Below are 24,018 nucleotides of genomic sequence, written 5' to 3' on the forward strand. Positions count from 1 at the left end.
TCCGGCTGCCTGGACCGAGATCCTTGCGGCAGGATCTCGGAGTGACTCCCCCCTGCAAGAGGGGGCTTCTCACGTGGTCGACTATGGGCCGCATGACGGACAAGCCCTGCCCGACGCCTTTCGGCACAGTGCGGAGCGTAACAGCTACAGAAGGTGATCGGACATGGATCGTGACGTCCGGCTGTTGCCCAAGGCCCACCTGCACTTGCATTTCACCGGGTCGATGCGGCCCACGACCCTGCTCGAACTCGCCGACAAGTACGGCGTACGCCTGCCGGAGGCACTGACCGGCGGCGAACCGCCCCAGCTGCGGGCCACCGACGAGCGCGGCTGGTTCCGCTTCCAGCGGCTCTACGACATCGCCCGGTCCTGTCTGCGGGCGCCGGAGGACATCCAGCGGCTGGTGCGCGAGACGGCCCAGGAGGACGTCGCCGACGGCTCCGGCTGGCTGGAGATCCAGGTCGACCCCACCTCGTACGCCCCGCTGCTCGGCGGGTTGATCCCGGCGGTCGAAATCATTCTGGATGCGGTGGACGCTGCCGCCCGCGAGACCGGCCTCGGGATGCGGGTGGTGATCGCCGCGAACCGGATGAAGCACCCGCTGGACGCGCGGACGCTGGCACGGCTCGCGGTGCGCTACGCGGACCGGGGCGTCGTCGGCTTCGGGCTCTCCAACGACGAGCGGCGCGGAATGGCGCGCGACTTCGACCGGGCCTTCGCCATCGCCAGGGAGGGCGGCCTGCTGGCGGCCCCGCACGGCGGGGAGCTGGCCGGCCCGTCGAGCGTGCGGGACTGCGTGGACGACCTCTACGCGGCCCGTATCGGCCACGGCGTACGGGCCGCCGAGGACCCGCGGCTGCTGCGCAGGCTGGCCGAGCGCGGGGTGACCTGCGAGGTGTGCCCCGCGTCGAACGTGGCACTGGGCGTCTACGAGAAGCCGTCGGACGTACCCTTGCGCACTCTGTTCGAGGCCGGGGTGCCGATGGCGCTCGGCGCGGACGACCCGCTGCTCTTCGGCTCCCGGCTCGCCGCGCAGTACGAACTCGTACGCCGCCACCACGCGTTCACGGACGAGGAGCTGGCGGAGCTGGCGCGGCAGTCGGTACGGGGGTCGGCGGCGCCGTCCGACGTACGGGAGCGGCTCCTCTCCGGGATCGACGACTGGCTGGCGAAGCCGGCCTGACAGCACGACGGTCGGCAGACGGGCCCACCGCGAGCCCGGCCCGATCGGAAAGAAACGCCCTACGGACAGCCCTCAGGCCCCGATTCCGTGCAGCACCGTCCGCGCCACGGACGCGGCGAACTCGTCGAGTGACTGCGGCGGGCGGCCCTCGTCCGTCGCGTCGTAGGCGAACGCGCGCTGGACGCAGGCGCCGAGCAACAGCGACGCGGCGGCATAGATGTCGGCGCCGGGCCGGACGCGGCCGGCGGACTGTTCGCTGCCGAGGTAGGCGGTGACGCCCTGGATCGGCATGTGCGGGCCGGTGCCGAGCTCACGCATGGCCGCGTCGTGGCGGTTCTTGAGCCGCGGCTCGGCGTAGAGGGAGGCGGCGATCGGGAAGCTCTGGGCGTAGAAGAGCGCGGCCTCGCGGGCGATCTCGGTGAGGTTCTCCTCGACCGTCCGCTCCCCCGCCGCCGGGTCGGCGGTCAACCGCCGCAGGAGCGGGTTGAGCTGGGGCAGCCGCTCCTTGAGGACAGCCACGAACAGCTCCTCCTTGCTCGGGAAGTGCTTGTAGAGGGCCGCCTCCGAACAGCCCGCGGCCCGGGCGATTTCCTTGGTGGTGGCCCGGGCCAGGCCGATGGTGAGCATCAGCTGGTGGGCGGCGTCGAGGATGCGGACGCGGGCCGGCTTCTGCTCCATGTGCACTCCAATGAGGCTTGACGCGTGGTGAGTATCCACTCACTCTAGGGGTGAGTGAATACTTACCCATCCGGGGAGGGTGCGCAATGAGACTCACGGTGTTCGGCGCGACAGGCGGCATCGGCCAGGAGATCGTCCGCCAGGCGGTGGCCGCGGGCCATGACGTGACGGCAGTGGTCCGCGATCCGGCACGACTGCCGGTCCCGCTCTCCGACGTCACGGTCCACACAGCGGCGCGGATCGACGATCCGGAGGCACTGCGCGAAGCGGTCGCCGGGCGGGACGCGGTGCTCTCCGGACTCGGCTCGCGCGGCCGGAAGGCCGACGGGATCGCCGAGCGGCTCACCAACTCGGTGCTGCGCGCGATGGAGGCGGAGGGAACGCGGCGGCTGCTCGTGGTGAGCGCGGCCCCGGTCGCGCCGGAGCCCGCGGACGATCCGTTGCTGGACCGGATGATGCTGAAGGCGATCGGGGCGATCCTCAAGGAGGTCTATGCCGACCTGACGCTGATGGAGGCCGCACTGGCCCGCAGCGCGACGGACTGGACGTCGGTCCGGCCACCGAAGCTCACCAACGGGCCGCTGACCGGGACGTACCGGACGGTCTACGGCAGCAATCCGCGCAGCGGCCGGTCCATCTCCCGGGCCGATGTGGCGCACGCGATGTTGGCGCTGATCGACGATCCGGCGGCGGTGAAGCAGGGCGTGGGCGTGGCGTACTGACACCACACCCGCGTCAGAGGGTGACGCCGACCGTCACCGGTTCGTTGACGAGCGTGACGCCGAAGGCGTCGTGAACGCCCGCGACGACCTCGCGGGCGAGCGCGAGCAGGTCCTCGGTGGTCGCCCCGCCGCGGTTGGTGAGGGCGAGCGTGTGCTTGGTGGAGATGCGGGCGGGCCCGGCTCCGTACCCCTTGGTGAAACCCGCCCGGTCGATGAGCCAGGCCGCAGAGGTCTTGGTGCGTCCCCCGTCCGCGGGGAAGGCGGGGGGCGTCACCTCGGGGCCGAGCCGGTCCTTGGCGCGGGCGAGGAACGCCTCGTACTGCGCACCGTCGAGGATCGGGTTGGTGAAGAAGGACCCTGCCGACCAGGTGTCGTGGTCCTCCGGGTCGAGCACCATGCCCTTGCCGGCCCGGAGCCGCAGCACGGTCTCACGGGCGGCCGCCGCGGGCACCCGGTCGCCCTGTTCGACACCCATGGCACGGGCCGTTTCGGGGTACCTGAGGGGCGCGGAGAGACCGCCCGCGTCTTCCAGCTCGAAACGGACACGCAGCACCACGAAGCGGTCGGGTTCGGCCTTGAAGCGGCTGTGGCGGTACGAGAATGCGCACTCGGCGTTCGGGACGGTGACCGTTTCGCGGGTGTACCGGTCGTAGGCGACGACCTCCGTGATGGTCGACGCGACCTCCTGGCCGTACGCACCGACGTTCTGGATCGGCGTCGCACCCACCGAGCCGGGGATTCCGGCCAGGCATTCGATGCCCGCGAGACCGGCTTCGACCGTGCGGGCGACGGCGTCCGTCCAGATCTCTCCGGCGGCCAGTTCCAGCGTCGTACCGGAGAGCGCGAAGCCCTTGGTCGCGATGCGCAGGGCGGTGCCGTCGAAGCCCTTGTCGCCGATGACCAGGTTGCTGCCGCCGCCGACGACGAGGAGCGGAGTGCCGTCCTCGTCGGCCTCACGCACGGCCGCGACCACCTCGGCGTCCGTCGTCGCCGTGAGGAGGCGGGCCGCGGGGCCGCCGAGCCGGAAGGTGGTCAGGGGGGCGAGGGGGGCGTCGTGGAGTTCCTGCACGCGGACAAGAGTACGGTCTGCGGCGCCACCGCTCGGGCGGGGCCACGGACCGTACGCGCAGGGCAGCCGGGTCGGACCGGACCGCGCCACGGATCAGGCGGCGACGGCGGACCGCTCCCCGGCCGGCTCCGGCTCCGCCGCCGGCGCGGGGCGGCGGCCCGGGATCAGCAGCGCCACGAGCGCGGCGAGCGCCACGAAACCCGCACCGATCCAGACCGCCGGGACGGTCCCGTCGGTGAAGGACTGCGCGGATCCGTAACCGCCCTGCTCGGAGAAGACCGAGGCGAGCACCGCGACCCCGAGGGCGCCGCCATCAAGCGGTAAGGGACAGCCGCTCCGGAACGTGACGCGAGGGCCTCGCGAGTACGGGTAAGGGGCACCCCCAGCGAAGAGTGCCCCTCACTCATGAACGTGGCTCGACAACGGCTCAGGCGAGCCGCACAACGGCGCGGGACATCCCCAGCACCTTCTTGCCCTCGCTCATCGCCGTCAGGTCCACCCGCACCTGCTTGCCGTCCAGCAGGGCCGCCACCTTGGCACTGACCTCGATCAGCGCACCCTTGTCGTCGTTCGGCACGACGACCGGCTTGGTGAACCGCACCCCGTACTCGACGACCGCACCCGGGTCGCCGACCCAGTCCGTGACCACCCGGATCGCCTCGGCCATGGTGAACATGCCGTGCGCGATCACATCCGGCAGCCCGACCTCGAGGGCGAACTTCTCGTTCCAGTGGATCGGGTTGAAGTCACCGGAGGCACCCGCGTACTGCACCAGCGTCGCGCGGGTCACCCGGAAGGACTGCGCCGGCAGCTCCGTACCGACCTCGACCGATTCGTAACTCACCTTCGCCGTCATCACGCCTCCTCGGCGGCGCGCGCCACCAGCTTCGTCCACGCGGTCACGACATGCTCGCCGGCCTCGTCATGGACCTCACCACGGATGTCGAGAATGTCGTTGCCCGCCATGGACTTGACGCCCTCGATCGTCGAAGTGACCGTCAGCCGGTCCCCCGCCCGCACCGGACGCACGTACGCGAACTTCTGGTCACCATGCACCACACGGCTGTAGTCCAGGCCCAGCTGCGGGTCCTGCACCACCTGCCCCGCAGCCTTGAAAGTGATCGAGAAGACAAAAGTGGGCGGCGCGATCACATCGGAATGCCCGAGCGCCCGGGCGGCCACCGGATCGACGTACGCGGGATTGGTGTCTCCCACCGCCTCGGCAAACTCACGGATCTTCTCCCGGCCGACCTCGTACGGCGCGGTGGGCGGATAGGTCCGCCCGACGAAGGACTGGTCGAGCGCCATGGGCTCGCTACCTCCTGATGAAAGACGAAAAGGCCGATGAACAACCCTGTACGGAACAGTCCTATACAACGACACGAGGCCGCCCCCAGTAGGGGCGGCCTCGTGTACGAGCCTGATTCAGCGGGTTTCGCGGTGCGCAGTGTGCGAGTTGCAGCGCGGGCAGTGCTTCTTCATCTCAAGACGGTCCGGGTTGTTACGCCGGTTCTTCTTGGTGATGTAGTTCCGCTCCTTGCACTCCACGCAGGCCAGCGTGATCTTCGGGCGGACGTCGGTGGCAGCCACGTGAGTGCTCCTTGGACGGACGGATGAACGGATGAACGCAAAAAAGAGTAGCCGATCGAAGGACCGACCCCACAATCGGCTACCGTAAGTAGCGGTGACCGGACTTGAACCGGTGACACAGCGATTATGAGCCGCTTGCTCTACCGACTGAGCTACACCGCTTTGATGACGGATCCCCCCGCCGCGAGGCGGGGTTCTCCGATCACCAGAGCCCCAATACGGAATCGAACCGTAGACCTTCTCCTTACCATGGAGACGCTCTACCGACTGAGCTATTGGGGCGAGCGATGAAGACATTACACGGTCCTCCGCCGATCGCCCAAATCCGTTTCGGAGCCCCCCGCCGCAGCGATGACCGGCCCCGCCCCGATCCCCCGACCGACCCCCGATCCACGACCGGCGGACGACCCGGCCGAGAGCCGGGCCGACGGCCGGAACCGCCGCCTGATCAGCAACGTGACCGGCAACCCGACCAGCGCCATGAGCCACACCCGGCCGGCCTCGGAACAGCCACCGCGCCGGCCCCTCCCACTCGCCGCGCACACCTCACGGGGCCACACCGGTACGACTATTTCCCTCCTCCTCGAACCGGGACGAACACGCCCCTAGGCTCGACTCACTGTGCGTGATCTTGTAACCCTCCCAGGAGCGCGATGCCCGACAGCCGGCCGCGGCAGCCCGACGACCACGCCGCCGACGCCGCCACCGAAGCCAATGCCCTGATCCTGTGCGGCGCCCGGCTCACCGACGGCCGCATCGTCGACGTACGGCTCGGCCGCGGCCGCATCGAGGCCGTCGGCACCACGGGCAGCCTGACCGCCCCCGGCCCCCGCGTCGACCTGCGCGGCTACCTCCTGCTCCCCGCCCCCGCAGAACCCCACGCCCACAGCGACACCGCACTCACCGCGGACAGCACCGGCCCCGACGGCTCCGGACCCGCCTCGCACCACCCCGAGGACATCCAGCGCCGCGCCACCGAAGCCGCCCTGCTGCAACTCGGCCACGGCGCCACCGCCCTGCGCTCACACGTACGGATCGGGGACGTCACCGGACTCGCCGGCCTCGAAGCAGTACTCCAGGCACGCCGCTCCCTGCACGGACTCACCGAACTGACCCCGGTCGCCGTACCCCGCCTGCTCACCGGAATCGCAGGCGCCGACAGCCTCGCCATGCTGCGTGACGCGGTGAAAACAGGAGCCGGCGTGATCGGCGGCTGCCCCGAGCTCGACCCCGACCCGGCCGGATACACCGAAGCCGTCCTGGAGATCGCCGCCGAACACCACTGCCCCGTCGACCTGCACATGGACGGCGACGACCCCGCCCGCCTCACCCGGCTCGCCGCCATGGCCGCCGGACACCGGCCCGGCGTCTCCATAGGCCCCTGCGCCGGCCTCGACCGGCTCCCCCCGGAAACCGCGTCCCGCACCGCCGATCAGCTCGCCGCCGCCGAAGTGACAGTGATCTGCCTCCCCCAGGGCGGCTGCTGCGGCGCCGAACGCAGGGGCACCGCCCCCGTACGGCTGCTGCGCGCCGCCGGAGTGCGCACAGCGGCAGGCAGCGGGGCACTGCGCGACGTCGCGAACCCCGTGGGCCGCGGAGACCCGCTGGAGGCCGCCTACCTGCTCGCCTCACAGAGCGGCCTACGCCCCGAGGACGCGTACGACGCCGTCTCCACGGCCGCCAGGAAGGCCATGGGGCTGCCTGAGATCCGCGTCGAGGCAGGCTTCCCCGCCGAACTCCTCGCCGTACGCGGCGAACAGCTCTCCGGCGCGCTCTCGCTCGCGTACAGCCGTATCGTCGTGCACCGCGGACGCGTGGTGGCACGCACCAGCGCGGTCCGCGAGTACTGCGACTCCGAGACCGTCGTCGCACTCGATCTGCCCCGCCAGGCCCGCCCTGAGCCCGGGCCGGGCGGCGGGTCCTGAGCGGGGCGGCGCGGCGCGGCGTACGGTCGTGACTATGCGCATTGTCATCGCAGGTGGACATGGTCAGATCGCGCTGCGGCTGGAGCGGCTGCTCGCTGCGCGCGGAGATGAAGCGGTCGGCATCATCCGCAACCCGGAACAGGGCGAGGACCTCCGGTCGGCAGGCGCCGAACCGGTCGTCCTGGACCTCGAGTCGGCCTCCGCGGAGGAAGTGGCCGAGGTGCTGCGCGGCGCCGACGCGGCGGTCTTCGCGGCCGGCGCGGGCCCGAACAGCGGTACGGCCCGCAAGGACACGGTGGACCGCGGCGCGGCAGTGCTGTTCGCGGACGCGGCGGAACGGGCGGGCGTACGGCGCTGCATCGTGGTCTCCTCCATGGGTGCCGATCCGGACCACCCGGGCGACGAGGTCTTCGACGTGTACCTGCGGGCCAAGGGCGCCGCCGACGCTTACGTACGCTCCAGGACCGCACTCGACTGGACGATCCTGCGCCCCGGAATGCTCACCGACGACGCGGGCAACGGGCAGGTTCTGCTGGCAGCCTCGACGGGGCGCGGAACGGTACCGCGCGACGACGTGGCGGCGACGCTGCTGGAACTGCTGGACACCCCGGCGACAGCGGGACTGACCCTGGAACTGATCTCGGGGAACGTGCCGTTGGACGTGGCGATGAAGGACGTCGCGGGGAACTGAGGGGGGACGGGGGGAGGAGCACAGAGCCCGAACACCCCCTCCCCCGCTCTCCCTGGGCGCCGAACTGGCCGCACGTCAATTGCGCGCCGCGGCCCACCGGATGGCGATCGTCGACTCCCTGCTGACCGGCCGGACGCCTGAGAGCGCGGACGCGGTGACGGGCCGTTCGTACCGGCGGAGGATGCGTCTCCCTCGCACTGCGCGGCAGGACCGCGGCCGCCACCCGTGAGGCCGCCGCTGCGGAGGGGCTCGCCGTGATCGAGGTCACCGCGAGCGGCACGTCCACGTACTGCCCGCGCTGCGACCGAAAGCTGCGCCACCGTCTTCACCCGGACGGCGGGGACGGACGCTCCTGGGCCTACTGCCCCGGCTGCGGCTTCAACGCCGACCGCGACCACAGCGCGGCGGAGAAGATCGGCCAACGGGCGCTGAGCACAACCACGGTGCGTGTCCGCCGTCAGCGGTCGGCGCGCCGTCGGGGGCCCACCCCTGAGATCTGCCGAGGAGAGGCCGCTGCCGCCGCATCGGAGCACCAACCATCAGGACCGGGCGCTGTGCGCCCGGTCGCCTCGCCCCTTCCCCCGGCCGTGCGCCGGGGCGGAGGACACCGTTCGGCGGGGGCCAGTCCCAGGCTTGAGCTGTACCAGGCCGGCAGGCAGCGAATGCGGCAACCCCGATCTCCGGCCACTCGGCTGGAGATCCTGCTCCTCACCCACCGGACCGTACTGCGCGCCACTGGATCCCCACGGGGCCGGACGGGCTCGGCGCAGCGCGGAACGCTCGGATCGAGCAGGGCAGGCGTAGTTGCAAGCAGCGGTTCGAACCACGGTGGGAAGGCTCGTGAAAGGAGCAGAAAATGACTGAGCCCCCGACCATTTGTGCTGGTCAGGGGCTCTGTTCGAGTGGCGGCGCCAGGGTTCGAACCTGGGTAGGCTGAGCCGGCAGATTTACAGTCTGCTCCCTTTGGCCACTCGGGCACACCGCCTCGAACGACGCGTTGGAACCTCGTTGAACGGGGCTCCTTGGCGACGACGTAAACGATACCTGATGAGCCGGGGTGCTCCGCCACCTGATTGATCAGTGCTCGTGGCGGTGGGCGATGGCTAGGCTTTACGTCGTACCCCACAAGCATTCGACGCAAGGAGCCACACGTCATGGCCGACTCCAGTTTCGACATCGTCTCGAAGGTCGAGCGGCAGGAGGTCGACAACGCCCTCAACCAGGCCGCCAAGGAGATCTCGCAGCGCTACGACTTCAAGGGCACGGGCGCCTCGATCTCCTGGTCCGGCGAGAAGATCCTGATGGAGGCGAACGGCGAGGAGCGGGTCAAGGCGATCCTCGACATCTTCCAGTCCAAGCTGATCAAGCGGGGCATCTCGCTCAAGTCGCTGGACGCGGGCGAGCCGCAGCTGTCCGGCAAGGAGTACAAGATCTTCGCCACGATCGAGGAAGGCATCTCCCAGGAGAACGCCAAGAAGGTGGCGAAGATCATTCGCGATGAGGGTCCGAAGGGCGTCAAGGCGCAGGTCCAGGGCGACGAGCTGCGGGTCAGCTCGAAGAGCCGGGACGACCTGCAGGCCGTGCAGGCGCTGCTGAAGGGCCAGGACTTCGACTTCGCCGTGCAGTTCGTGAACTACCGGTAGGTCCGTCTTTCGGTCGTCCGTCCGGACGCGGGTGGGGCAGGCCGGGAGGTACGCACCGGCCCGCCTCGCACCCCGTCGGACGTGATGTCCGAATACCGCCGGTCGCAGGTGGCGGGCGGTCGCAGACTTGTCCGTATGGAACGGCGATGCGGGTGATTCGTCGCCCTGTACGGAGAAGAGAGGGACCGGCCATGACCATGTACGCGACCGTCGACAGCCCGCTGGGTGAACTGCTGCTGGTCGGCGAGGAATCACCAGCCGCCGCCGGCGGTGTGGCGCTCGCCTCGCTCTCCCTGCCGGGCCAGAAGGGCGCCGAGGTCGTCCAGGACGGGTGGATCCATACGCCGGAGGCCTTCACCTCGATCGCCGCGCAGTTGCGGGCGTATTTCGAGGGGCGGCTGACCCGCTTCGACATCGCGTATGCGGAGGGTCGGGGCACGGAGTTCCAGCGGCGGGTGTGGAGCGCGCTGGACACCGTCCCGTACGGGGAGACGGTGTCCTACGGGCAGATCGCCGAGCAAATCGGCGCACCCGGGGCGGGTGTGCGGGCCGTGGGGACGGCGATCGGCCGCAATCCGCTGCTGATCGTGCGCCCGTGCCACCGGGTGATCGGAGCGGACGGGGCCCTGCGGGGCTACGCGGGCGGGCTGGAGCGCAAGGAGCAGCTTCTGGGGCTGGAAGGCGCTCTGGCGGCGCGCTGAGCGGCCCGTGTGCCGAGCGGTTGCGCGCTGAGCGGCTGTGTACGGATGGGCGGTGGGCGAAATGGCGGGTCTCTTCCCGAGGCCGCGGGCTGTCGTGGCGCCGGGTGCCGTGCATGTGCCGGAGTGGTTGCCGGTGGAGCGCCAGCGGATGCTGGTCGAGGCCTGCCGGGAGTGGGCGCGGGGGCCGGTGCCACTGCGGCACACGGTGTTGCCGGGCGGAGGGGTGATGTCCGTCCGGACGGTCTGTGTGGGGTGGCACTGGCAGCCGTACCGGTATTCGCGGACCGCGGATGATGTGAACGGGGCGCGGGTCGCCGATTTTCCGGACTGGCTGGCGGAGTTGGGGCGGGCTGCGCTGGTCGAGGCGTACGGGGAGGAGAGTCCGGTCGGGACGTACGCGCCGGACACCGCGCTGATCAATTTTTATGACGGCGCGGCAAGGATGGGCATGCACCAGGACAAGGAGGAGCGGTCCGGTGCGCCGGTGGTCTCGCTCAGCATCGGTGATACGTGTGTCTTCCGCTTCGGCAACACGGAGGACCGTGGACGGCCTTATACGGATGTGGAGTTGGCTTCCGGCGACCTGTTCGTCTTCGGTGGGGAGTCACGCTTCGCGTTCCACGGTGTGCCGAAGGTCTGTCCGGGGACGGCCGATCCCGCGACGGGCATGAGCGGTGGGCGGCTCAATCTGACCCTGCGCGAGACCGGGTTGGGTGTCTGAGTCGTGGGCGGGGTTGTCAGTGGCGGTCCCGGGAGTTCCCGAAGAGCAGCCGGTAGACGATGAGCAGGACCAGCGAGCCGCCGATGGCCGAGATCCATGTCGCGGTGTCGTAGAAGTTCTTGGATATGGGGTGGTCGAGGAAGCGTGAGGAGATCCAGCCACCGATGAAGGCGCCGGCGACTCCGATGAGGGTGGTGCCGACCAGCCCGCCCGGGTCGCGACCCGGGAGCAGCACCTTGGCAATGACTCCGGCAAGCAGTCCGAGAATGATCCAACCGATAATGGTCATGCGGCCGAACCTACCCTTCGCTTGGTTGTGGAACCCAAGACGTCGGGTGGGCGTGGACGGTTGCTCGTTGAGCGGGGTGAGCGGGATGAGCGGCAGGTCACAGCCTGTTCATGTGCGGGTGTTGTAGTCCGGCCAGGGCTGCAGGTCCATTGCTTCGTCGTCGGCGTCCTCCCCGTACCAGCCCGCTCCGTCCAGCCATGTGCGCAGCCAGGTGGCGAGATCGGGCTGGTCGACATACCAGGCGTGCTGCGGTTCGTCGGCGTTCGGCTCGAAGAGCAGGACGGTGGTGCGGTCGGTGCGGCAGTCCACGCAGCTGTACATGCCGCAGCCCAGGCTGCATATCGGCAGTACGCCTTCCGGCCACGGCCACTGCCCTTCCTCACTCGCGGACCTGCGGTGGGCGAGGTACTGGTCGACGGCGGACTGCTCGCCGTCGGGGGCGGGGCTGCCGGTGAGGGGCAGCAGACCATATTCCGGGCCGAAGCCGCCGTTGGCGATCCGGGCGTAGAGGGCGGTCAGCAGCGGCGGCAGCGCGAAGCCGAGGGCCGCTTCGGCCTGGGCAATGTCCTGGGTGGACAGAGCTGCCGGGAGGGGGTACTTCTCCCACCGTGGGGCGGTCTGCGCTCTCTTCTCCACGGCCGTCAGCAACTGCTCGGTGTCGTCCATGGGTTCATGGTGGAGGACGGCACTGACAATCAGTGGAGGGTGGCCTGATGCCGTCCTGCGTGACGGGGGCGTTTCGACGGATGGACCGTCCGGCTCCCCATTGCCCCCTGGTCGTGCTGTCGTCCTACCGGGTGGCGAACGGCTGGTCCGTTCGGACGATTTCCTTGCCGAAGGGCATGAGGGAGACCGGGAGCATCTTGAAGTTCGCGATGCCGAGCGGGATGCCGATGATCGTGATGCAGAGGGCGATTCCGGTGGTGATGTGGCCGAGGGCCAGCCACCAGCCCGCGAGGATCAGCCAGAGGACGTTGCCCACGCAGGAGGGTGCGCCGGCGTCGCGGCGGTCGACGACGGTGTAGCCGAAGGGCCACAGTGCGTAGATGCCGATGCGAAAGGCTGCGAGGCCGAAAGGGATGCCGATGATGGTGATGCACAGCAGGACGCCGGCGGCCATGTAGCCGAGGAACATCCAGAATCCGCACAGGACCAGCCATATGACGTTCAGGATTGTCTTCATGGGCGATGACCTGCCATCTGCTCAAGTCGGGCAATGCGCTCCGCCATCGGCGGGTGCGTGGAGAACATCTTGGACATGCCCTGGCCGGGGCGGAAAGGGTTCGCGATCATCATGTGACTCGCGGTCTCGATCTTCGGCTCGGGCGGCAGGGGGAGCTGTTTCGTTCCGGCGTCCAGTTTGCGCAGGGCACTGGCGAGGGCCAGGGGGTCGCCGGTCAGTTGGGCGCCCGAGGCGTCTGCCTCGTATTCGCGGGAGCGGCTGACGGCGAGTTGGATGACGCCGGCGGCGAGCGGGCCGAGGATCATGATCAGCAGCATGCCGAGGATGCCCGGACCTTCGTCGTCGTTGGACCGGCCGACCGGGATCAGCCATGCGAAGTTGACCAGGAACATGACGACGGAGGCGAGTGCTCCGGCGACTGACGAGATCAGGATGTCGCGGTTGTAGACATGGCTGAGTTCGTGGCCGAGGACGCCTCGGAGTTCGCGTTCGTCCAGGATCTGCAGGATGCCTTCGGTGCAGCACACTGCCGCGTGGCGCGGGTTGCGGCCGGTGGCGAAGGCGTTGGGTGCCTGGGTCGGGGAGATGTAGAGCCGTGGCATGGGTTGGCGGGCCGTGGTGGAGAGTTCGCGGACCATGCGGTAGAGCTGTGGCGCCTCGAATTCGCCGACCGGGCGGGCCCGCATGGCCCGTAGTGCGAGTTTGTCACTGTTCCAGTAGGCGTAGGCGTTGGTGCCGACGGCTACGAAGAGCGCGACGATCAAGCCCGTACGTCCGAAGAAACTGCCGATGACGATGATGAGTGCGGACAGGCCCCCGAGGAGTACGGCGGTTCTCAGCCCGTTGTGCCGGCGGTGCACGGTACGCCCTCCAAGTGGTGCAGCAGGGGAACCCTTGCTGGGTGGTGCTCCACTACCCAGTGGAGCCTCCCGTACTGGTCAACGCCAGGCGAGGAGAGCTAGTTCCCTTGTGCGTGCGGCTGGAGGGCAGGGCCTGTCCGGCTGTTCGGCCGGAGCAGGCACTGGGCCGTACGGGTGTCGGGGTGTCGGTGCGGGCGGCCGCGGGGGTGGGTCAGCGCTGGGCGGGGATTCCGGCGAGCGCGAGGGCCTCGGGGTCGGGCTGGATCTCGCTGGTGCAGTGGGCGCAGCGGGAGGCGATGGCCGGGATGGCCGTGTAGCAGCGGGGGCAGTCGCGCAGGGTGGCCTTGATGTCGACCTTCTCCTCGGCCTTGGCTGTGAAGCGGCTCTGGACCTTCGTCATGGGGACGACGACGCAGAAGTAGAGGACGGCGGCGGTGATCAGGAAGGCGATGGAGGCGCTGACGAACAGTCCGTAGGGGAACTTCACGCCCTCGACCTGGAAGGTGGCCTTGCCGAAGTCTCCGGTGCCTCGGGTGATGACTCCGATCAGCGGCACGATGAATGCGTTGCTGAATCCTGTGACGACTGCGGTGAACGCGGCTCCGACGGCGAGTCCGATCGCCATGGAGATCACGTTTCCGCGCAGGATGAAGTCCTTGAACCCGTTCAGCACTGCCCTGGCTCCTCTTTTGTGTGTACGTATGCGTGGTGTGCGGGCATGACCCTGCCCTGTGTGGTCCGGCCGGGGCAAGCCGATCTTGGGTGGGGTCGGTGCGCGGTCAGAAGAGGTTGACCGCGGCGAACCTGAGCACGAGCTGCGGGGCTCCGGAGAGCACGATGCCGACGGCGGCGGTGAGGGCGATCGCGGCGGTGAGGGACGCCGGTGCGGTCACGCGCAGGGCGGGTGCCGTGCCCGCTGTGCCTGCCGGGGCCGCCGCCTCGGGCTCTTCCGGTCCGCGGAAGAGTGCCGCCGTCCACTGGAGGTAGTAGTAGAGCGCGATCACGACGTTGACGGCCATGACGACCGCGAGCCAGCCGAGGCCTGCGTCGACGGCGGCGGAGAAGACCGTGACCTTGGCGAAGAGGCCGACGATGCCTGGCGGCAGTCCGGCGAGGCAGAGCAGAAAAAAGGCCATGGCGAGGGCGGCGAGGGGGCGGGTGGCGTACAGGCTGCGGTAGTCGGAGAGACGGTTGTCCGGGCTTGTGCGGGAGACGAGGGCCACTACCGCGAAGGCGCCGAGGTTCACGACGGCGTACATGAGGGCGTAGGCGACGGTGGAGCCGATCTGGTCGTCGCTGGAGTACGCGGCGGAGGCGATCGGCACCAGGAGGTAGCCGGCCTGGGCGACGGACGACCAGGCGAGCAGGCGTACGGCGCTGCGGGCGCGGGTGGCGGTCTGTCGGAGGGCGGCGACGTTGCCGATGGTCATGGTGAGTGCGGCGACGACGGCGACTGCGGGCCCCCAGACGTCGGCGTACGACGGGAATCCGATCACGGTGACGAGGATGAGCCCGGAGAAGCCGACTGCTTTGCTGACGACCGAGAGGTAGGCGGCGACGGGGAGCGGGGCGCCGACGTAGGTGTCGGGGACCCAGAAGTGGAAGGGCGCGGCGGCTGTCTTGAAGGCGAAGCCGACGAGGGTGAGGGCGACGCCCGCCTGGGCGAGGGTGTCGAGCTGACCAGGGACCTCGTCGAGGCGGGTGGCGAGTTCCGTGAGGTGGAGGGTGCCGGTTGTCGCGTACACGAAGCTGACGCCGAGGAGCGTGACGGCGGTCGCGACGACGGAGGAGAGGAAGAACTTCAGGGCTGCCTCGGAGGAGCGCCGGTCGCCGCGCTTGATGCCGACGAGGGCGAAGGCGGGCAGGGAGGCGACTTCGAGGGCGACGACGAGGGTGGCGAGGTCGCGGGCGGCGGGCAGGAGTGCGGCGCCGGCCGCGGAGGACAGCAGCAGGAACCAGAACTCGCCCGCGGGGAGCTTGCGGGTGTCGCCGAGGGAGAGCAGTGCGGTGAGAAGGGCGCCGCCGAGGACGAGGAACTGGATGATCAGGGCGAAGTGGTCGGCTGTGTAGCTGCAGGCCGTGGCGCTGCCGGTGCCGGTGGTGAGGCAGAAGGTGGAGTGGTCGCCGTCGCGCAGCGGGACGAGGAAGGCGAGTGCGGCGACGAGTCCGGCGATGGTCGCCCAGCCGAGCAGCGGCTTGCGCTCCTGGGGGAGGAAGAGGTCGGCGACGAGGATGATCAGGGCGACCGTCGCGACGATGACGGGGGGCGCGATGGCGAGCCAGTCGACGGACTGGACGAGGCTGGTGGTCTCGGCCGCTGTGGTCACGACTTGCCTCCTGCGAGGAGCTTCTGCACGGCCGGGTCGGTGAGGCCGAGGAGGACGGCGGGCCACAGGCCGGCGAGGACGGTGAGGGCGGCGAGCGGGGTCCAGGCGGCGAATTCGTACGTCTGGATATCGGCGATGCGGTGCGGTTCCTCGCGCTTCTCGCCCATGCAGACGCGGCGTACGACGATGAGCATGTACGCGGCGGTGAGCAGGGTTCCGAACGCGCCGATCGACATGAAGGTGAGGAAGGCGGGGCGGCTGAGGCCGCCGGCCGGGTCGAAGGCGCCGAACAGGGCGAGCATCTCGCCCCAGAATCCGGCGAGGCCGGGCAGGCCGAGCGAGGCGACGGCGGCGAAGGCGAGAAGACCGCCGAGGCGGGGTGCGCGGCCGTAGAGGGCGGCCCCGGTGGCGCCGGAGAGGGTGTCGAGGTCGGCGGTGCCGTAGCGGTCCTTGACTGCGCCGACCAGGAAGAACAGCAGGCCGGTGATGAGGCCGTGGGCGATGTTGGCGAAGAGCGCGCCGTTGACGCCGGTGGGGGTCATGCTCGCGATGCCGAGGAGTACGAAGCCCATGTGGCCGACGGAGGAGTACGCGATCAGGCGCTTGAGGTCGCCCTTGGAGCCGGGGCGGGCGAGCGCGAGGCAGGCGAGGGATCCGTAGATGATGCCGACGACGGCGAATGCGGCGAGGTAGGGCGCGAAGGTCTGCATCCCGTCGGGGGTGATGGGGAGCAGGATGCGGACGAATCCGTACGTGCCCATCTTCAGCAGGACGCCCGCGAGGAGCACCGAGCCTACGGTCGGGGCGGCGGTGTGGGCGTCCGGGAGCCAGCTGTGCAGCGGCCACATCGGGGCCTTGACGGCGAGTCCGATGCCGATGGCGAGAACGGCGATGACCTGCACGGACGAGGTGAGCCCACGGCCGTTGTCAGTGGCGAGTGCCACCATGTCGAAAGTGCCGCTCGTCAGCCCGATGAGGAGCAGGCCCAGCAGCATGATCACTGAGCCGAGCAGTGTGAAGAGGATGAACTTCCAGGCGGCGGCCTGCTTCTGTGCGCCACCCCAGCGGGCGATGAGGAAGTACATCGGGATGAGGACCATCTCGAATGCCAGGAAGAACAGCAGCAGGTCGAGGACGGCGAAGGTCGCGAGGGTGCCGGACTCGAGGACGAGGACGAGTGCGACGAAGGCCTTCGGGGAGGGGCCCTCGGGCATTTTGAAGTAGCTGTAGAGCGCGCAGAGGAAGGTCAGCAGCGCGGTCAGTACGAGAAGGGGGAGCGAGATGCCGTCGATGCCGAGGTGGATGCGGACGTCGAGCGCCGGGATCCAGCTGATGTCGGTGGTGGCCTGCATATTCGACGGGTGGTCGTGGTCGAAGCCGAGGGCCAGGACGATCGCGGCGATGAGGATCGCGCCGGTGACGGTCACGCCGTGGCGGAGCACGGCCTGGTCGGGGCTCTTTCCCTTCAGCCCGGGCGGGGCGGGCAGGAGAGCGGCGACGGCGCCGATGAGCGGGCCGACGACGATGAACGCGAGAAGGAACTGCATCACGGATTCGCTGATATCGATCACGGCTCACGACCCGGCGTTGATGTTGGCAAAAACGACGGCGGCGATCGCCAGGACAAGGGAACCGGCGAGCAGTGCGCTGAGGTAGGTCTGCACGTTGCCGGTCTGGGCGCGGCGGACGGCGGTGCCGAGCCAGCGTGCGCCGGTGCCGGCGCCACGTACGTACGTGTCGACTACCTCGCGGTCCAGGAAGCGGACGAGGCTCGCCGCGGCCTGGATGGGGCGGACGAACAGCGTCGCGTAGAGGGCGTCCAGGTGGAAGCCGGTGGCGGCGTGGCGGTGGAGCGGGCCGAGCAGGAGCCGTCCGGGGTCGGCCGGGTCGGGGGTGCCCGGGGTGTCGCCGTATCCGGCGGTGTGGTGGGTCATGGCCTCGGCCTCGATGAGTGCGGGTTCGGCGTCGGGGTGGGCGACGACGGCACCGGCGGGCGGGCGGGCGGCGAGGGCCGTGGTGTGGCGCCAGGCGCCGTAGGTGACGAGGCCGCCGACGAGGCCGACGCCGGTGGAGAGGACGGCGGTGGTCACGGACGGGGTGAGGCTGTGGCCGTCGAACCAGTCGGCGATCACGCCGACGGTGAGCCCGAAGCCGATGGTCGGGATGGCGAGGACCCAGAGGACGGCGGTCATCGCGACTGGCTGCCTGCCGTGGTCGGGGGCCTCGGCGCCGCGGCCGCGGAACGCGAGGAGCCAGAGGCGGGTGGCGTACGCGGCGGTGAGGACGGCGGCGAGCAGTCCGGCGACGAGGACGGTCCAGCCGGCGGCGGCCGGGGCGACGTGGCGTTCGCCCAGGGCGGTGTGTTCGGCGGCGACGAGGATGGCTTCCTTGGAGAAGAAGCCGGCGAACGGCGGGATGGCGGCGAGCGCGAGGAGGGCGACGGTCATCGTCCAGTAGGCGTCCGGGATGCGCTTCGCCAGGCCGCCCATGCGGGACATGGCGGTGAGCGAGTTGGTCCCGGCGGCGTGGATGACCACGCCGGCCGCGAGAAAAAGGACGGCTTTGAACGCGCCGTGCGAGAGGAGGTGGAATACGGCGGCCCCGCGGTCGCCGACGGCCAGGGCGCCGGACATGTAGCCGAGCTGGCCGATGGTCGAGTAGGCGAGGACCCGCTTGATGTCGTCCTGGGCGAGCGCGGCGAGTCCCGATCCGATCATCGTGACTGCCGCCATGACGGCGAGGACGACGAGGGCGGCGCCGGATTCGGCGAAGACGGGGAGGAGCCGGGCCACGAAGTAGATGCCGGCGGCGACCATCGTCGCGGCGTGGATCAGCGCGGAGACCGGGGTCGGGCCGGCCATCGCGTCGGGCAGCCAGGTGTGCAGGGGGAACTGCGCGGACTTGCCCGCGACGCCCGCGAGGAGCAGCAGGGCGATGAGAGTGGGGTGGTCGAGCCCGCCGTGCGCGACGGCGCCGAGGATGCCGGTGATCCGGAATGTGCCGGTGTCGGCGGCAAGCGCGAACAGGCCGATCAGGAAGGGGACGTCGCCGAGCTTGGTGACCAGGAATGCCTTGAGGGAGGCGGCGCGGGCTTCGGGTGTCTCCCAGTAGTGGCCGACGAGGAAGTACGAGCAGATGCCCATGACTTCCCAGCCGACCAGCAGCACCATCAGGTCGCCGGAGTAGACGACGAGCAGCATCGCGGAGGTGAACAGGGAGACGAGGGCCGCGTACGAGGGGTAGCGGGGGTCGTGGCGCAGGTAGGCGGTCGAGTAGATCTGCACGCAGGTCGCGACGAGACCCACCAGGACGGCGACGAGGACCGCGAAGCCGTCGAGGTGGAGGGCGAGGTCGATCGGGACCGAGCCGGTGGGTGTGAGCCGGGTCGACGCGTCGATGGCCGGGCCGCCGCCCTGGCGTGCGGCGACGACGACGGCGATCACGGCCGCGGCGAGGGTGGGGAGGATCGCGAGGGGGCGTACGTATCCGGGGGCGGTGCGGCCGAGGAGCAGGCCGGTGGCGGCGCCCAGGAACGGAAGGAGGGGGACGAGGACGGCGAGGGTCGTGGTGGTCACGCGGTGGCCTCTGCCTTCTTTGCCTTCCCTGCCGGAGCAGTGGCCTGGTCTTCGGTGCCGGTGGTGTCGTCCTCGTCGCCGGGGAGGGATTCCGCGGCGTCGGTCTCGGCGGTGTCGCGGAGGCGGTCGACGTCCGAGCTGCCGCGGTTGCGGTGGACGGCGAGGACGATCGCGAGGCCGATGCCGGTCTCGGCTGCGGCGATGGCGATGGTGAAGAGGGTGAGGGCCTGGCCGGAGTGCAGGGCGTCGCGGAGCCAGACGTCGAAGGCGACGAGGTTGAGGTTGACGGCGTTGAGCATCAGCTCGACGGACATCAGGACCAGGATCGCGTTGCGGCGTGCGAGTACTCCGTACAGCCCGGTGCAGAAGAGGAGGGCGGCGAGCACGGCGGGATAGGCGAGGTGCATCAGCTCTGCTCCTTACTGCGCTTGCGGGACAGGACGATCGCGCCGACGAGGGCGGCGAGCAGCAGGACGGAGAGTGCTTCGAAGGGCAGCACCCAGTGCCGGAAGAGGAAGGCGCCGGTGGCTTTGGTGGATCCGTGGGCCGGTCCGCCCAGGTCGATCCAGGTGGTGCGGAAGGCGTCCACGACGACCCAGACGAGGGCGGCCGCGGCGGCGACCGCGACACCGAGGGCGGCCCAGCGGTTTTCGGAGTCGGCGTCCGGGGAGCGGCCGATGGGGGCCTTGGTGAGCATCAGCCCGAAGAGAAGGAGGACGACGACGGAACCGACGTAGATCAGTACCTGTACCCAGGCGATGAACTCCGCGGTCAGCAGGAGGTACTCGACGGCGAGGCCGCCGAGCGTCACGACCAGCCAGAGGGCGGCGTGCACCAGCTGCTTGGTCGTGACGGTGATGAGGGCTGCGCCGATGGTGGCGACGCCGACCAGGACGAAGGCGATCTCGATGCCGGTCGGGGAGAGGAAACCGGGGTGGGCCGCGGCGGCTGCGAGGGTCACTCCTTTCCTTCCTCTTCTTCCTGCTGCGGGGTCTGCTGGGTTTGCTGGGCTTCTTGGGCGCGCTGAGTTTCTTCGGCGCGCTGGGCTTCGAGCTTCTCCGCCGTCTTGCGGGCGGCGGCGGTCTCCTTCGGTTCCTCCGCCCCCGGGTCGAGTGCGGGCGGCTCGGGCACCGTCCACATCCATTCGCGGAGCTTGTCCCGCTCATGGGTGAGTTCGAGGATGTCGGTCTCCGCGTACTCGAACTCCGGCGACCAGAACAGCGCGTCGAAAGGACAGACCTCGATGCAGATACCGCAGTACATGCAGAGGGAGAAGTCGATGGCGAAACGGTCGAGGACGTTGTGGCTGCGTTCGCGGCCGCCCGGTGCGGCGGCGGGCACCGTCTCCTTGTGGGAGTCGATGTAGATGCACCAGTCCGGGCACTCACGGGCGCAGAGCATGCAGACCGTGCAGTTCTCCTCGAACAGCCCGATGACGCCGCGGGAGCGCGGCGGGAGTTCGGGCTGGACGTCGGGGTACTGGGCGGTGACCGTCTTCTTCGTCATCGTCCGCAGGGTGACGGCCAGGCCCTTGGCGAGGCCGGAGCCGGGGATCGGAGGCATTAGCTGATCGCCACCTTCACGATGCCGGTGAGCGCGATCTGCGCGAGAGCGAGCGGGATGAGCGTGGTCCAGGCGAGCTTCTGCAGCTGGTCCTCGCGGAGGCGGGGGTAGCTCACCCGCAGCCAGATGACGACGAAGGCGAGGACCGCGATCTTGAGGAGCGTCCAGACCCAGCCGAGTCCGTCGGCGCCGAGCGGGCCGTGCCAGCCGCCGAGGAAGAGAACGGTGGTCAGTGCGGACAGGACGACGATGCCCGCGTACTCGGCGAGCAGGAACAGGGCGAAGCGGAGGCCGGTGTACTCGGTGTACGCGCCGAAGATGATCTCCGAGTCGGCGATCGGCATGTCGAACGGCGGGCGCTGCAGTTCGGCGAGTCCGGCCACGAAGAAGACCAGGGCGCCGACGATCTGCCAGGGCAGCCACCACCACTCGAAGGCGTTGACGATGCCGGGAAGGGAGACGGTGCCTGCGGCCATCGCGACAGAGGCCGCGGCGAGCAGCATCGGAAGTTCGTACGCGAGGAGCTGGGCGGCGGTGCGGAGGCCACCGAGGAGCGAGAACTTGTTGGCCGATGCCCAGCCCGCCATCAGCGAGCCCAGCACTCCCACGCCCATGACTGCAAGGACGAAGAAGATGCCCGCGTCGACCACCTGGCCGACCGCGCCCTCGCCCGGGCCGATCGGAATGGCGACGAGTACGAGGAGGTACGGGAGGAGGGCGACGGCGGGGGCGAGCTGGAAGATGCGGCGGTCGGCCTCGGCCGGGACGATGTCTTCCTTCTGCGCGAACTTCACGCCGTCGGCAACGAGCTGGGCCCAGCCGTGGAAACCGCCCGCGTACATGGGGCCCAGGCGGCCCTGCATGTGGGCCATCACCTTGTGTTCGGTCTGGCCCACGACGAGGGGGACGACCATGAACACCGCGAAGACGATGATGAGCCGGAGGGCGACGTCGAGTACGTCGTTCACGCGGTATCGCCTCCGGCGGGGTGGTCGGGCGTTTCAGGGGTTTCGGCGGCTTCGGGAGCTTCGGGGGTTTCGGGGGTGGTCGCGGGTTCGGTTCCTTCAGGGGTGGGGCCGCTGCGCGGGGCCTCTCCCCTGTCCGCCCCTTCCCGAACCGGGGGCTCCGCCTCCGGGCCGCCGCTCCTCGGACGCCGGGGGGGCTGGGAGGTGTCCGGTTCGAGGGTCGGGTCGAAGGCGGGGCGGGCGTGGTGCCAGGGCGCGTCCGCGCCGCGGGACTTGGGTGCCTGCTCCGGGGCTGCCGCCTCCGGCGTCGGTCCTGAGGGCACGGTCTCCGAGGGCGTCGGTCCCGAGGGGGCCGTCCCCGGCGCTGCCGACGGGGAGGTGGTCGAGTCCGTCGCCGCAGTGCCCGGCGCGTCGGACTTCGGCGTGGCCGCCGAAGCCGCCGGCTCCGTCACTGCCGGCGTCTGCTCCACCGGCGCCCCCTGCTGGCTCGCCGAGCCCTGGGACGCGCTGCGGGTGCGGCGCGGAGTCGCGGTCGGGGTGGTGGCCGGCGGTGTGGTCCCGGTACCTGCGGCGGCCGGGGCTGCCGGCTCGGGCTGCTGGCTTGCCGAGCCCTCGCTCACGCTGCGGGCCCTGCGCACGGGGCGGTCGCCCGCGGGGCGGGCTGCTCGGGCCGGGCGGGTCGGGGCAGGTGGGAGCTGGCCCTTGAGGGGGCCCCATTCGTTCGGGTCGGGCACGCCCGGCGGCAGCATCGTGCGCCGCTTGGGGCCGCCGTGCTCGGATTCGCCCGGTTCCTTGGCGCCCGGCCATGCTTTGGCGACCCTCGCCGCCAGGACGAAGTCCTTGCGCAGCGGGTGGCCCTCGAAGCCTTCGGGGAGGAGAAGGGGGACCAGGTGCGGGTGGCCCTCGAAGCCGATGCCGAACATTTCGTGGGTCTCGCGCTCGTGCCAGGCGGCGCCCGCGTAGACGTCGACGGCGGTCGGGAGGACCGCGGCGTCGTGCGGAACGGTCGTACGGAGCAGGAGCCGGCGGACCTTGCCCGGCGCCGGGGCGGCGACATGGGCGCAGACGCGGAAGCCGGTGCCGGGTTCGTCGACTGCGCTCAGCCAGTCGAAATAGGTGCAGCCCAGCAGGGAGCGGGCCGTTTCGAGGGCGGTGGTCCAGGCGGCCGGCGGGACGTCGACGGTCAGCAGGTCGTAGGCGTGCTCCGCCGTGGCGTCCTCGCCGAAGAATTCGGTGACGGCTTCCGGCAGGCGGTCGTAGGCCTGCGCCGTTTCCGGATCGGTCACTTCTGCTCCTCCCCCGGGGCCGGCGGGGCGGCGACCAGGCCGCTGCGGAGTGCGGCGGTGGAGGGGCGGCTGCCGCCGGTCGCGTACCGCTCGCCCAGCGACTCGCGGGCGATCTTCTCCTGGAGCTTGAGGATGCCCTGGAGCAGGGCCTCCGGGCGCGGCGGGCAGCCCGGTACGTACACGTCGACGGGGATGATCTGGTCGACGCCCTTGGTCACGGAGTACGAGTCCCAGTACGGGCCGCCGCAGTTGGAGCAGGCGCCGAAGGAGATGACGTACTTGGGCTCGGGCATCTGCTCGTACAGCCGCTTGACGGCCGGGGCCATCTTGTCCGTCACCGTGCCGGAAACGATCATGAGGTCGGCCTGGCGGGGCCCCGGTGCGAACGGGATCACGCCGAGGCGGATGAAGTCGTGCCGGGCCATGGAGGCGGCGATGAATTCGATGGCGCAGCAGGCGAGCCCGAAGTTGAAGACCCAGAGGCTGTAGCGGCGGCCCCAGTTCAGAACCACCTTCATGGGCTCGGGTGCGAGCCGGGACAGCACGCCGAGCCGTTTCGGTTCGGGCAGCAGCGTCGGTTCGGGCCGGTGCTGCGGCTCGGGGGTCTGCGGGCTCGTCACGTCCATTCGAGGACGCCCTTCTTCCATGCGTAGAGCAGTCCCACGGCGAGGAAGCCGAGGAAGATGAACATTTCCACCAGTGTGGTCGCGCCGTATCCGGGTGCTGCAAATACGGTCGCCCACGGGAACAGGAAGATCGAGTCGACAGCGAAGATCACATAGAGGAATGCGTAGACGTAGTAGCGGACCTGGGTGTGTGCCCAGCCCTCGCCGACGGGGTCCACGCCGCATTCGTAGGTGAGGAGCTTCTCGGGTGTCGGTACCACGGGGCGCAGCAGCCGGCCCGCTCCGAAGGCGACGGCGACGAACAGCACGCCGATCACGGCGAGCAGTCCGACGACCGAGTAGCTCTGGAAGTAGGCCGTCGCGAGAACGGTCGATTCCGGCAGGTCCGTCACGTAGGCCACGTCCGCCCCTCCGCTCCCTC

General features: G+C 70.1%; 28 protein-coding genes, 3 tRNA genes and 1 pseudogene. 8 read left to right on the forward strand and 24 right to left on the reverse strand.

Features of this window, described 5'->3' with window-relative positions; genetic code table 11:
- Window positions 1-163: 163 nt before the first annotated feature.
- On the forward strand, window positions 164-1,183 hold the full coding sequence (locus OH809_RS17820; protein WP_406421480.1) for an adenosine deaminase: 1,020 nt from the start codon (window positions 164-166) through the stop codon (window positions 1,181-1,183).
- A gap of 72 nt (window positions 1,184-1,255) precedes the next feature.
- On the opposite strand, the gene OH809_RS17825 is transcribed toward OH809_RS17820, so the two are convergent.
- Entirely contained in the window at window positions 1,256-1,861 is a 606-nt protein-coding gene (locus OH809_RS17825; protein ID WP_406421479.1) for a TetR/AcrR family transcriptional regulator, read from the reverse strand.
- A gap of 86 nt (window positions 1,862-1,947) precedes the next feature.
- On the opposite strand from OH809_RS17825, the gene OH809_RS17830 reads away from it, so the two are divergent.
- Complete coding sequence (locus OH809_RS17830; RefSeq protein WP_406421478.1) at window positions 1,948-2,583, forward strand: NAD(P)-dependent oxidoreductase; 636 nt, start codon at window positions 1,948-1,950, stop codon at window positions 2,581-2,583.
- A 13-nt stretch (window positions 2,584-2,596) separates the two neighbouring features.
- Here OH809_RS17830 and OH809_RS17835 read toward each other — a convergent pair whose 3' ends face one another.
- The 7 genes and pseudogenes from OH809_RS17835 to OH809_RS17865 form a co-directional block, all read right to left on the reverse strand.
- Window positions 2,597-3,652 carry a UDP-N-acetylmuramate dehydrogenase gene (locus OH809_RS17835; RefSeq protein WP_406421477.1) on the reverse strand — a complete coding sequence of 352 codons (1,056 nt, stop codon included), beginning with the start codon at window positions 3,650-3,652 and terminating at the stop codon, window positions 2,597-2,599.
- A 93-nt stretch (window positions 3,653-3,745) separates the two neighbouring features.
- A pseudogene (locus OH809_RS17840) lies at window positions 3,746-3,964 on the reverse strand (MFS transporter); the annotation flags it as partial.
- A gap of 115 nt (window positions 3,965-4,079) precedes the next feature.
- Entirely contained in the window at window positions 4,080-4,508 is a 429-nt protein-coding gene (locus OH809_RS17845) for a MaoC family dehydratase (protein ID WP_406421476.1), read from the reverse strand.
- Window positions 4,508-4,960 carry a MaoC family dehydratase N-terminal domain-containing protein gene (locus OH809_RS17850; protein WP_406421475.1) on the reverse strand — a complete coding sequence of 151 codons (453 nt, stop codon included), beginning with the start codon at window positions 4,958-4,960 and terminating at the stop codon, window positions 4,508-4,510. The genes OH809_RS17845 and OH809_RS17850 overlap by 1 nt, the downstream gene beginning before the upstream one ends.
- A 117-nt stretch (window positions 4,961-5,077) precedes the next feature.
- Window positions 5,078-5,242 (reverse strand): 50S ribosomal protein L33, encoded by a 165-nt coding sequence (rpmG, locus tag OH809_RS17855; RefSeq protein WP_003956487.1) that lies wholly within the window; start codon window positions 5,240-5,242, stop codon window positions 5,078-5,080.
- A gap of 89 nt (window positions 5,243-5,331) precedes the next feature.
- Window positions 5,332-5,404 (reverse strand) — tRNA-Met (locus OH809_RS17860).
- 47 nt (window positions 5,405-5,451) lie between these two features.
- Window positions 5,452-5,524: transfer RNA gene (locus OH809_RS17865), tRNA-Thr, on the reverse strand.
- A gap of 371 nt (window positions 5,525-5,895) precedes the next feature.
- On the opposite strand from OH809_RS17865, the gene OH809_RS17870 reads away from it, so the two are divergent.
- The 3 genes from OH809_RS17870 to OH809_RS17880 all read left to right on the forward strand — a co-directional run bounded on the left by OH809_RS17870 (window position 5,896) and on the right by OH809_RS17880 (window position 8,718).
- Window positions 5,896-7,167, forward strand: coding sequence for an amidohydrolase family protein (locus tag OH809_RS17870; RefSeq protein WP_406421474.1), 1,272 nt, complete (start codon window positions 5,896-5,898; stop codon window positions 7,165-7,167).
- A 34-nt stretch (window positions 7,168-7,201) separates the two neighbouring features.
- Window positions 7,202-7,858, forward strand: coding sequence for an SDR family oxidoreductase (locus OH809_RS17875; RefSeq protein WP_406421473.1), 657 nt, complete (start codon window positions 7,202-7,204; stop codon window positions 7,856-7,858).
- A 197-nt stretch (window positions 7,859-8,055) separates the two neighbouring features.
- Entirely contained in the window at window positions 8,056-8,718 is a 663-nt protein-coding gene (locus OH809_RS17880) for a zinc ribbon domain-containing protein (protein ID WP_406516259.1), read from the forward strand.
- Between the two features lie 43 nt (window positions 8,719-8,761).
- Here OH809_RS17880 and OH809_RS17885 read toward each other — a convergent pair.
- A tRNA-Tyr gene (locus OH809_RS17885) sits at window positions 8,762-8,843 on the reverse strand.
- Window positions 8,844-9,012: 169 nt separating this feature from the next.
- Here OH809_RS17885 and OH809_RS17890 point away from each other — a divergent pair.
- From OH809_RS17890 to OH809_RS17900, 3 genes are all read left to right on the forward strand, one after another.
- A complete protein-coding gene (locus OH809_RS17890) occupies window positions 9,013-9,501 on the forward strand; it encodes a YajQ family cyclic di-GMP-binding protein (RefSeq protein WP_030926258.1) in 489 nt (162 codons plus the stop codon).
- 191 nt (window positions 9,502-9,692) lie between these two features.
- A complete protein-coding gene (locus OH809_RS17895; RefSeq protein ID WP_406421472.1) occupies window positions 9,693-10,202 on the forward strand; it encodes a methylated-DNA--[protein]-cysteine S-methyltransferase in 510 nt (169 codons plus the stop codon).
- 61 nt (window positions 10,203-10,263) lie between these two features.
- Entirely contained in the window at window positions 10,264-10,923 is a 660-nt protein-coding gene (locus OH809_RS17900; RefSeq protein ID WP_406516260.1) for an alpha-ketoglutarate-dependent dioxygenase AlkB family protein, read from the forward strand.
- A 16-nt stretch (window positions 10,924-10,939) separates the two neighbouring features.
- On the opposite strand, the gene OH809_RS17905 is transcribed toward OH809_RS17900, so the two are convergent.
- The 15 genes from OH809_RS17905 to OH809_RS17975 form a co-directional block, all read right to left on the reverse strand.
- Window positions 10,940-11,212 (reverse strand): GlsB/YeaQ/YmgE family stress response membrane protein, encoded by a 273-nt coding sequence (locus OH809_RS17905; protein WP_398951155.1) that lies wholly within the window; start codon window positions 11,210-11,212, stop codon window positions 10,940-10,942.
- Between the two features lie 108 nt (window positions 11,213-11,320).
- Complete coding sequence (locus tag OH809_RS17910; RefSeq protein ID WP_406515311.1) at window positions 11,321-11,878, reverse strand: SMI1/KNR4 family protein; 558 nt, start codon at window positions 11,876-11,878, stop codon at window positions 11,321-11,323.
- Window positions 11,879-12,002: 124 nt separating this feature from the next.
- The gene (locus OH809_RS17915) at window positions 12,003-12,395 is read right to left on the reverse strand and encodes a YccF domain-containing protein (RefSeq protein ID WP_406515312.1); all 393 of its coding nucleotides are present in this window, start codon (window positions 12,393-12,395) and stop codon (window positions 12,003-12,005) included.
- Entirely contained in the window at window positions 12,392-13,255 is an 864-nt protein-coding gene (gene htpX, locus OH809_RS17920) for a zinc metalloprotease HtpX (RefSeq protein ID WP_406421469.1), read from the reverse strand. The genes OH809_RS17915 and htpX overlap by 4 nt, the downstream gene beginning before the upstream one ends.
- Window positions 13,256-13,466: 211 nt before the next feature.
- Window positions 13,467-13,928 carry an MscL family protein gene (locus tag OH809_RS17925; protein WP_406421468.1) on the reverse strand — a complete coding sequence of 154 codons (462 nt, stop codon included), beginning with the start codon at window positions 13,926-13,928 and terminating at the stop codon, window positions 13,467-13,469.
- 106 nt (window positions 13,929-14,034) lie between these two features.
- A complete protein-coding gene (locus OH809_RS17930; protein ID WP_406421467.1) occupies window positions 14,035-15,582 on the reverse strand; it encodes an NADH-quinone oxidoreductase subunit N in 1,548 nt (515 codons plus the stop codon).
- Window positions 15,579-17,129, reverse strand: coding sequence for a NuoM family protein (locus OH809_RS17935; RefSeq protein WP_406425131.1), 1,551 nt, complete (start codon window positions 17,127-17,129; stop codon window positions 15,579-15,581). The genes OH809_RS17930 and OH809_RS17935 overlap by 4 nt, the downstream gene beginning before the upstream one ends.
- A 27-nt stretch (window positions 17,130-17,156) precedes the next feature.
- A complete protein-coding gene (locus OH809_RS17940; protein ID WP_406421466.1) occupies window positions 17,157-19,157 on the reverse strand; it encodes an NADH-quinone oxidoreductase subunit L in 2,001 nt (666 codons plus the stop codon).
- Window positions 19,154-19,564 carry an NADH-quinone oxidoreductase subunit NuoK gene (gene nuoK / locus OH809_RS17945; protein ID WP_406421465.1) on the reverse strand — a complete coding sequence of 137 codons (411 nt, stop codon included), beginning with the start codon at window positions 19,562-19,564 and terminating at the stop codon, window positions 19,154-19,156. The genes OH809_RS17940 and nuoK overlap by 4 nt, the downstream gene beginning before the upstream one ends.
- Window positions 19,564-20,118: an NADH-quinone oxidoreductase subunit J gene (locus OH809_RS17950; RefSeq protein ID WP_406421464.1), complete on the reverse strand. Its 555-nt coding sequence runs from the start codon at window positions 20,116-20,118 to the stop codon at window positions 19,564-19,566. Before OH809_RS17950 ends, nuoK begins: the two co-directional genes overlap by 1 nt.
- Window positions 20,115-20,720 carry a NuoI/complex I 23 kDa subunit family protein gene (locus tag OH809_RS17955; RefSeq protein ID WP_406421463.1) on the reverse strand — a complete coding sequence of 202 codons (606 nt, stop codon included), beginning with the start codon at window positions 20,718-20,720 and terminating at the stop codon, window positions 20,115-20,117. The genes OH809_RS17950 and OH809_RS17955 overlap by 4 nt, the downstream gene beginning before the upstream one ends.
- On the reverse strand, window positions 20,720-21,688 hold the full coding sequence (locus OH809_RS17960; RefSeq protein WP_406421462.1) for an NADH-quinone oxidoreductase subunit H: 969 nt from the start codon (window positions 21,686-21,688) through the stop codon (window positions 20,720-20,722). Before OH809_RS17960 ends, OH809_RS17955 begins: the two co-directional genes overlap by 1 nt.
- Window positions 21,685-22,971: an NADH-quinone oxidoreductase subunit C gene (locus OH809_RS17965; RefSeq protein ID WP_406421461.1), complete on the reverse strand. Its 1,287-nt coding sequence runs from the start codon at window positions 22,969-22,971 to the stop codon at window positions 21,685-21,687. Before OH809_RS17965 ends, OH809_RS17960 begins: the two co-directional genes overlap by 4 nt.
- Window positions 22,968-23,597 (reverse strand): NADH-quinone oxidoreductase subunit B family protein, encoded by a 630-nt coding sequence (locus OH809_RS17970; protein ID WP_323135876.1) that lies wholly within the window; start codon window positions 23,595-23,597, stop codon window positions 22,968-22,970. Before OH809_RS17970 ends, OH809_RS17965 begins: the two co-directional genes overlap by 4 nt.
- Window positions 23,588-23,989 (reverse strand): NADH-quinone oxidoreductase subunit A, encoded by a 402-nt coding sequence (locus OH809_RS17975; RefSeq protein WP_406425129.1) that lies wholly within the window; start codon window positions 23,987-23,989, stop codon window positions 23,588-23,590. The genes OH809_RS17970 and OH809_RS17975 overlap by 10 nt, the downstream gene beginning before the upstream one ends.
- Between the last annotated feature and the right edge of the window lie 29 nt (window positions 23,990-24,018).

The organism is Streptomyces sp. NBC_00873 (assembly GCF_045207415.1).
Taxonomy (GTDB): Bacteria; Actinomycetota; Actinomycetes; order Streptomycetales; family Streptomycetaceae; genus Streptomyces.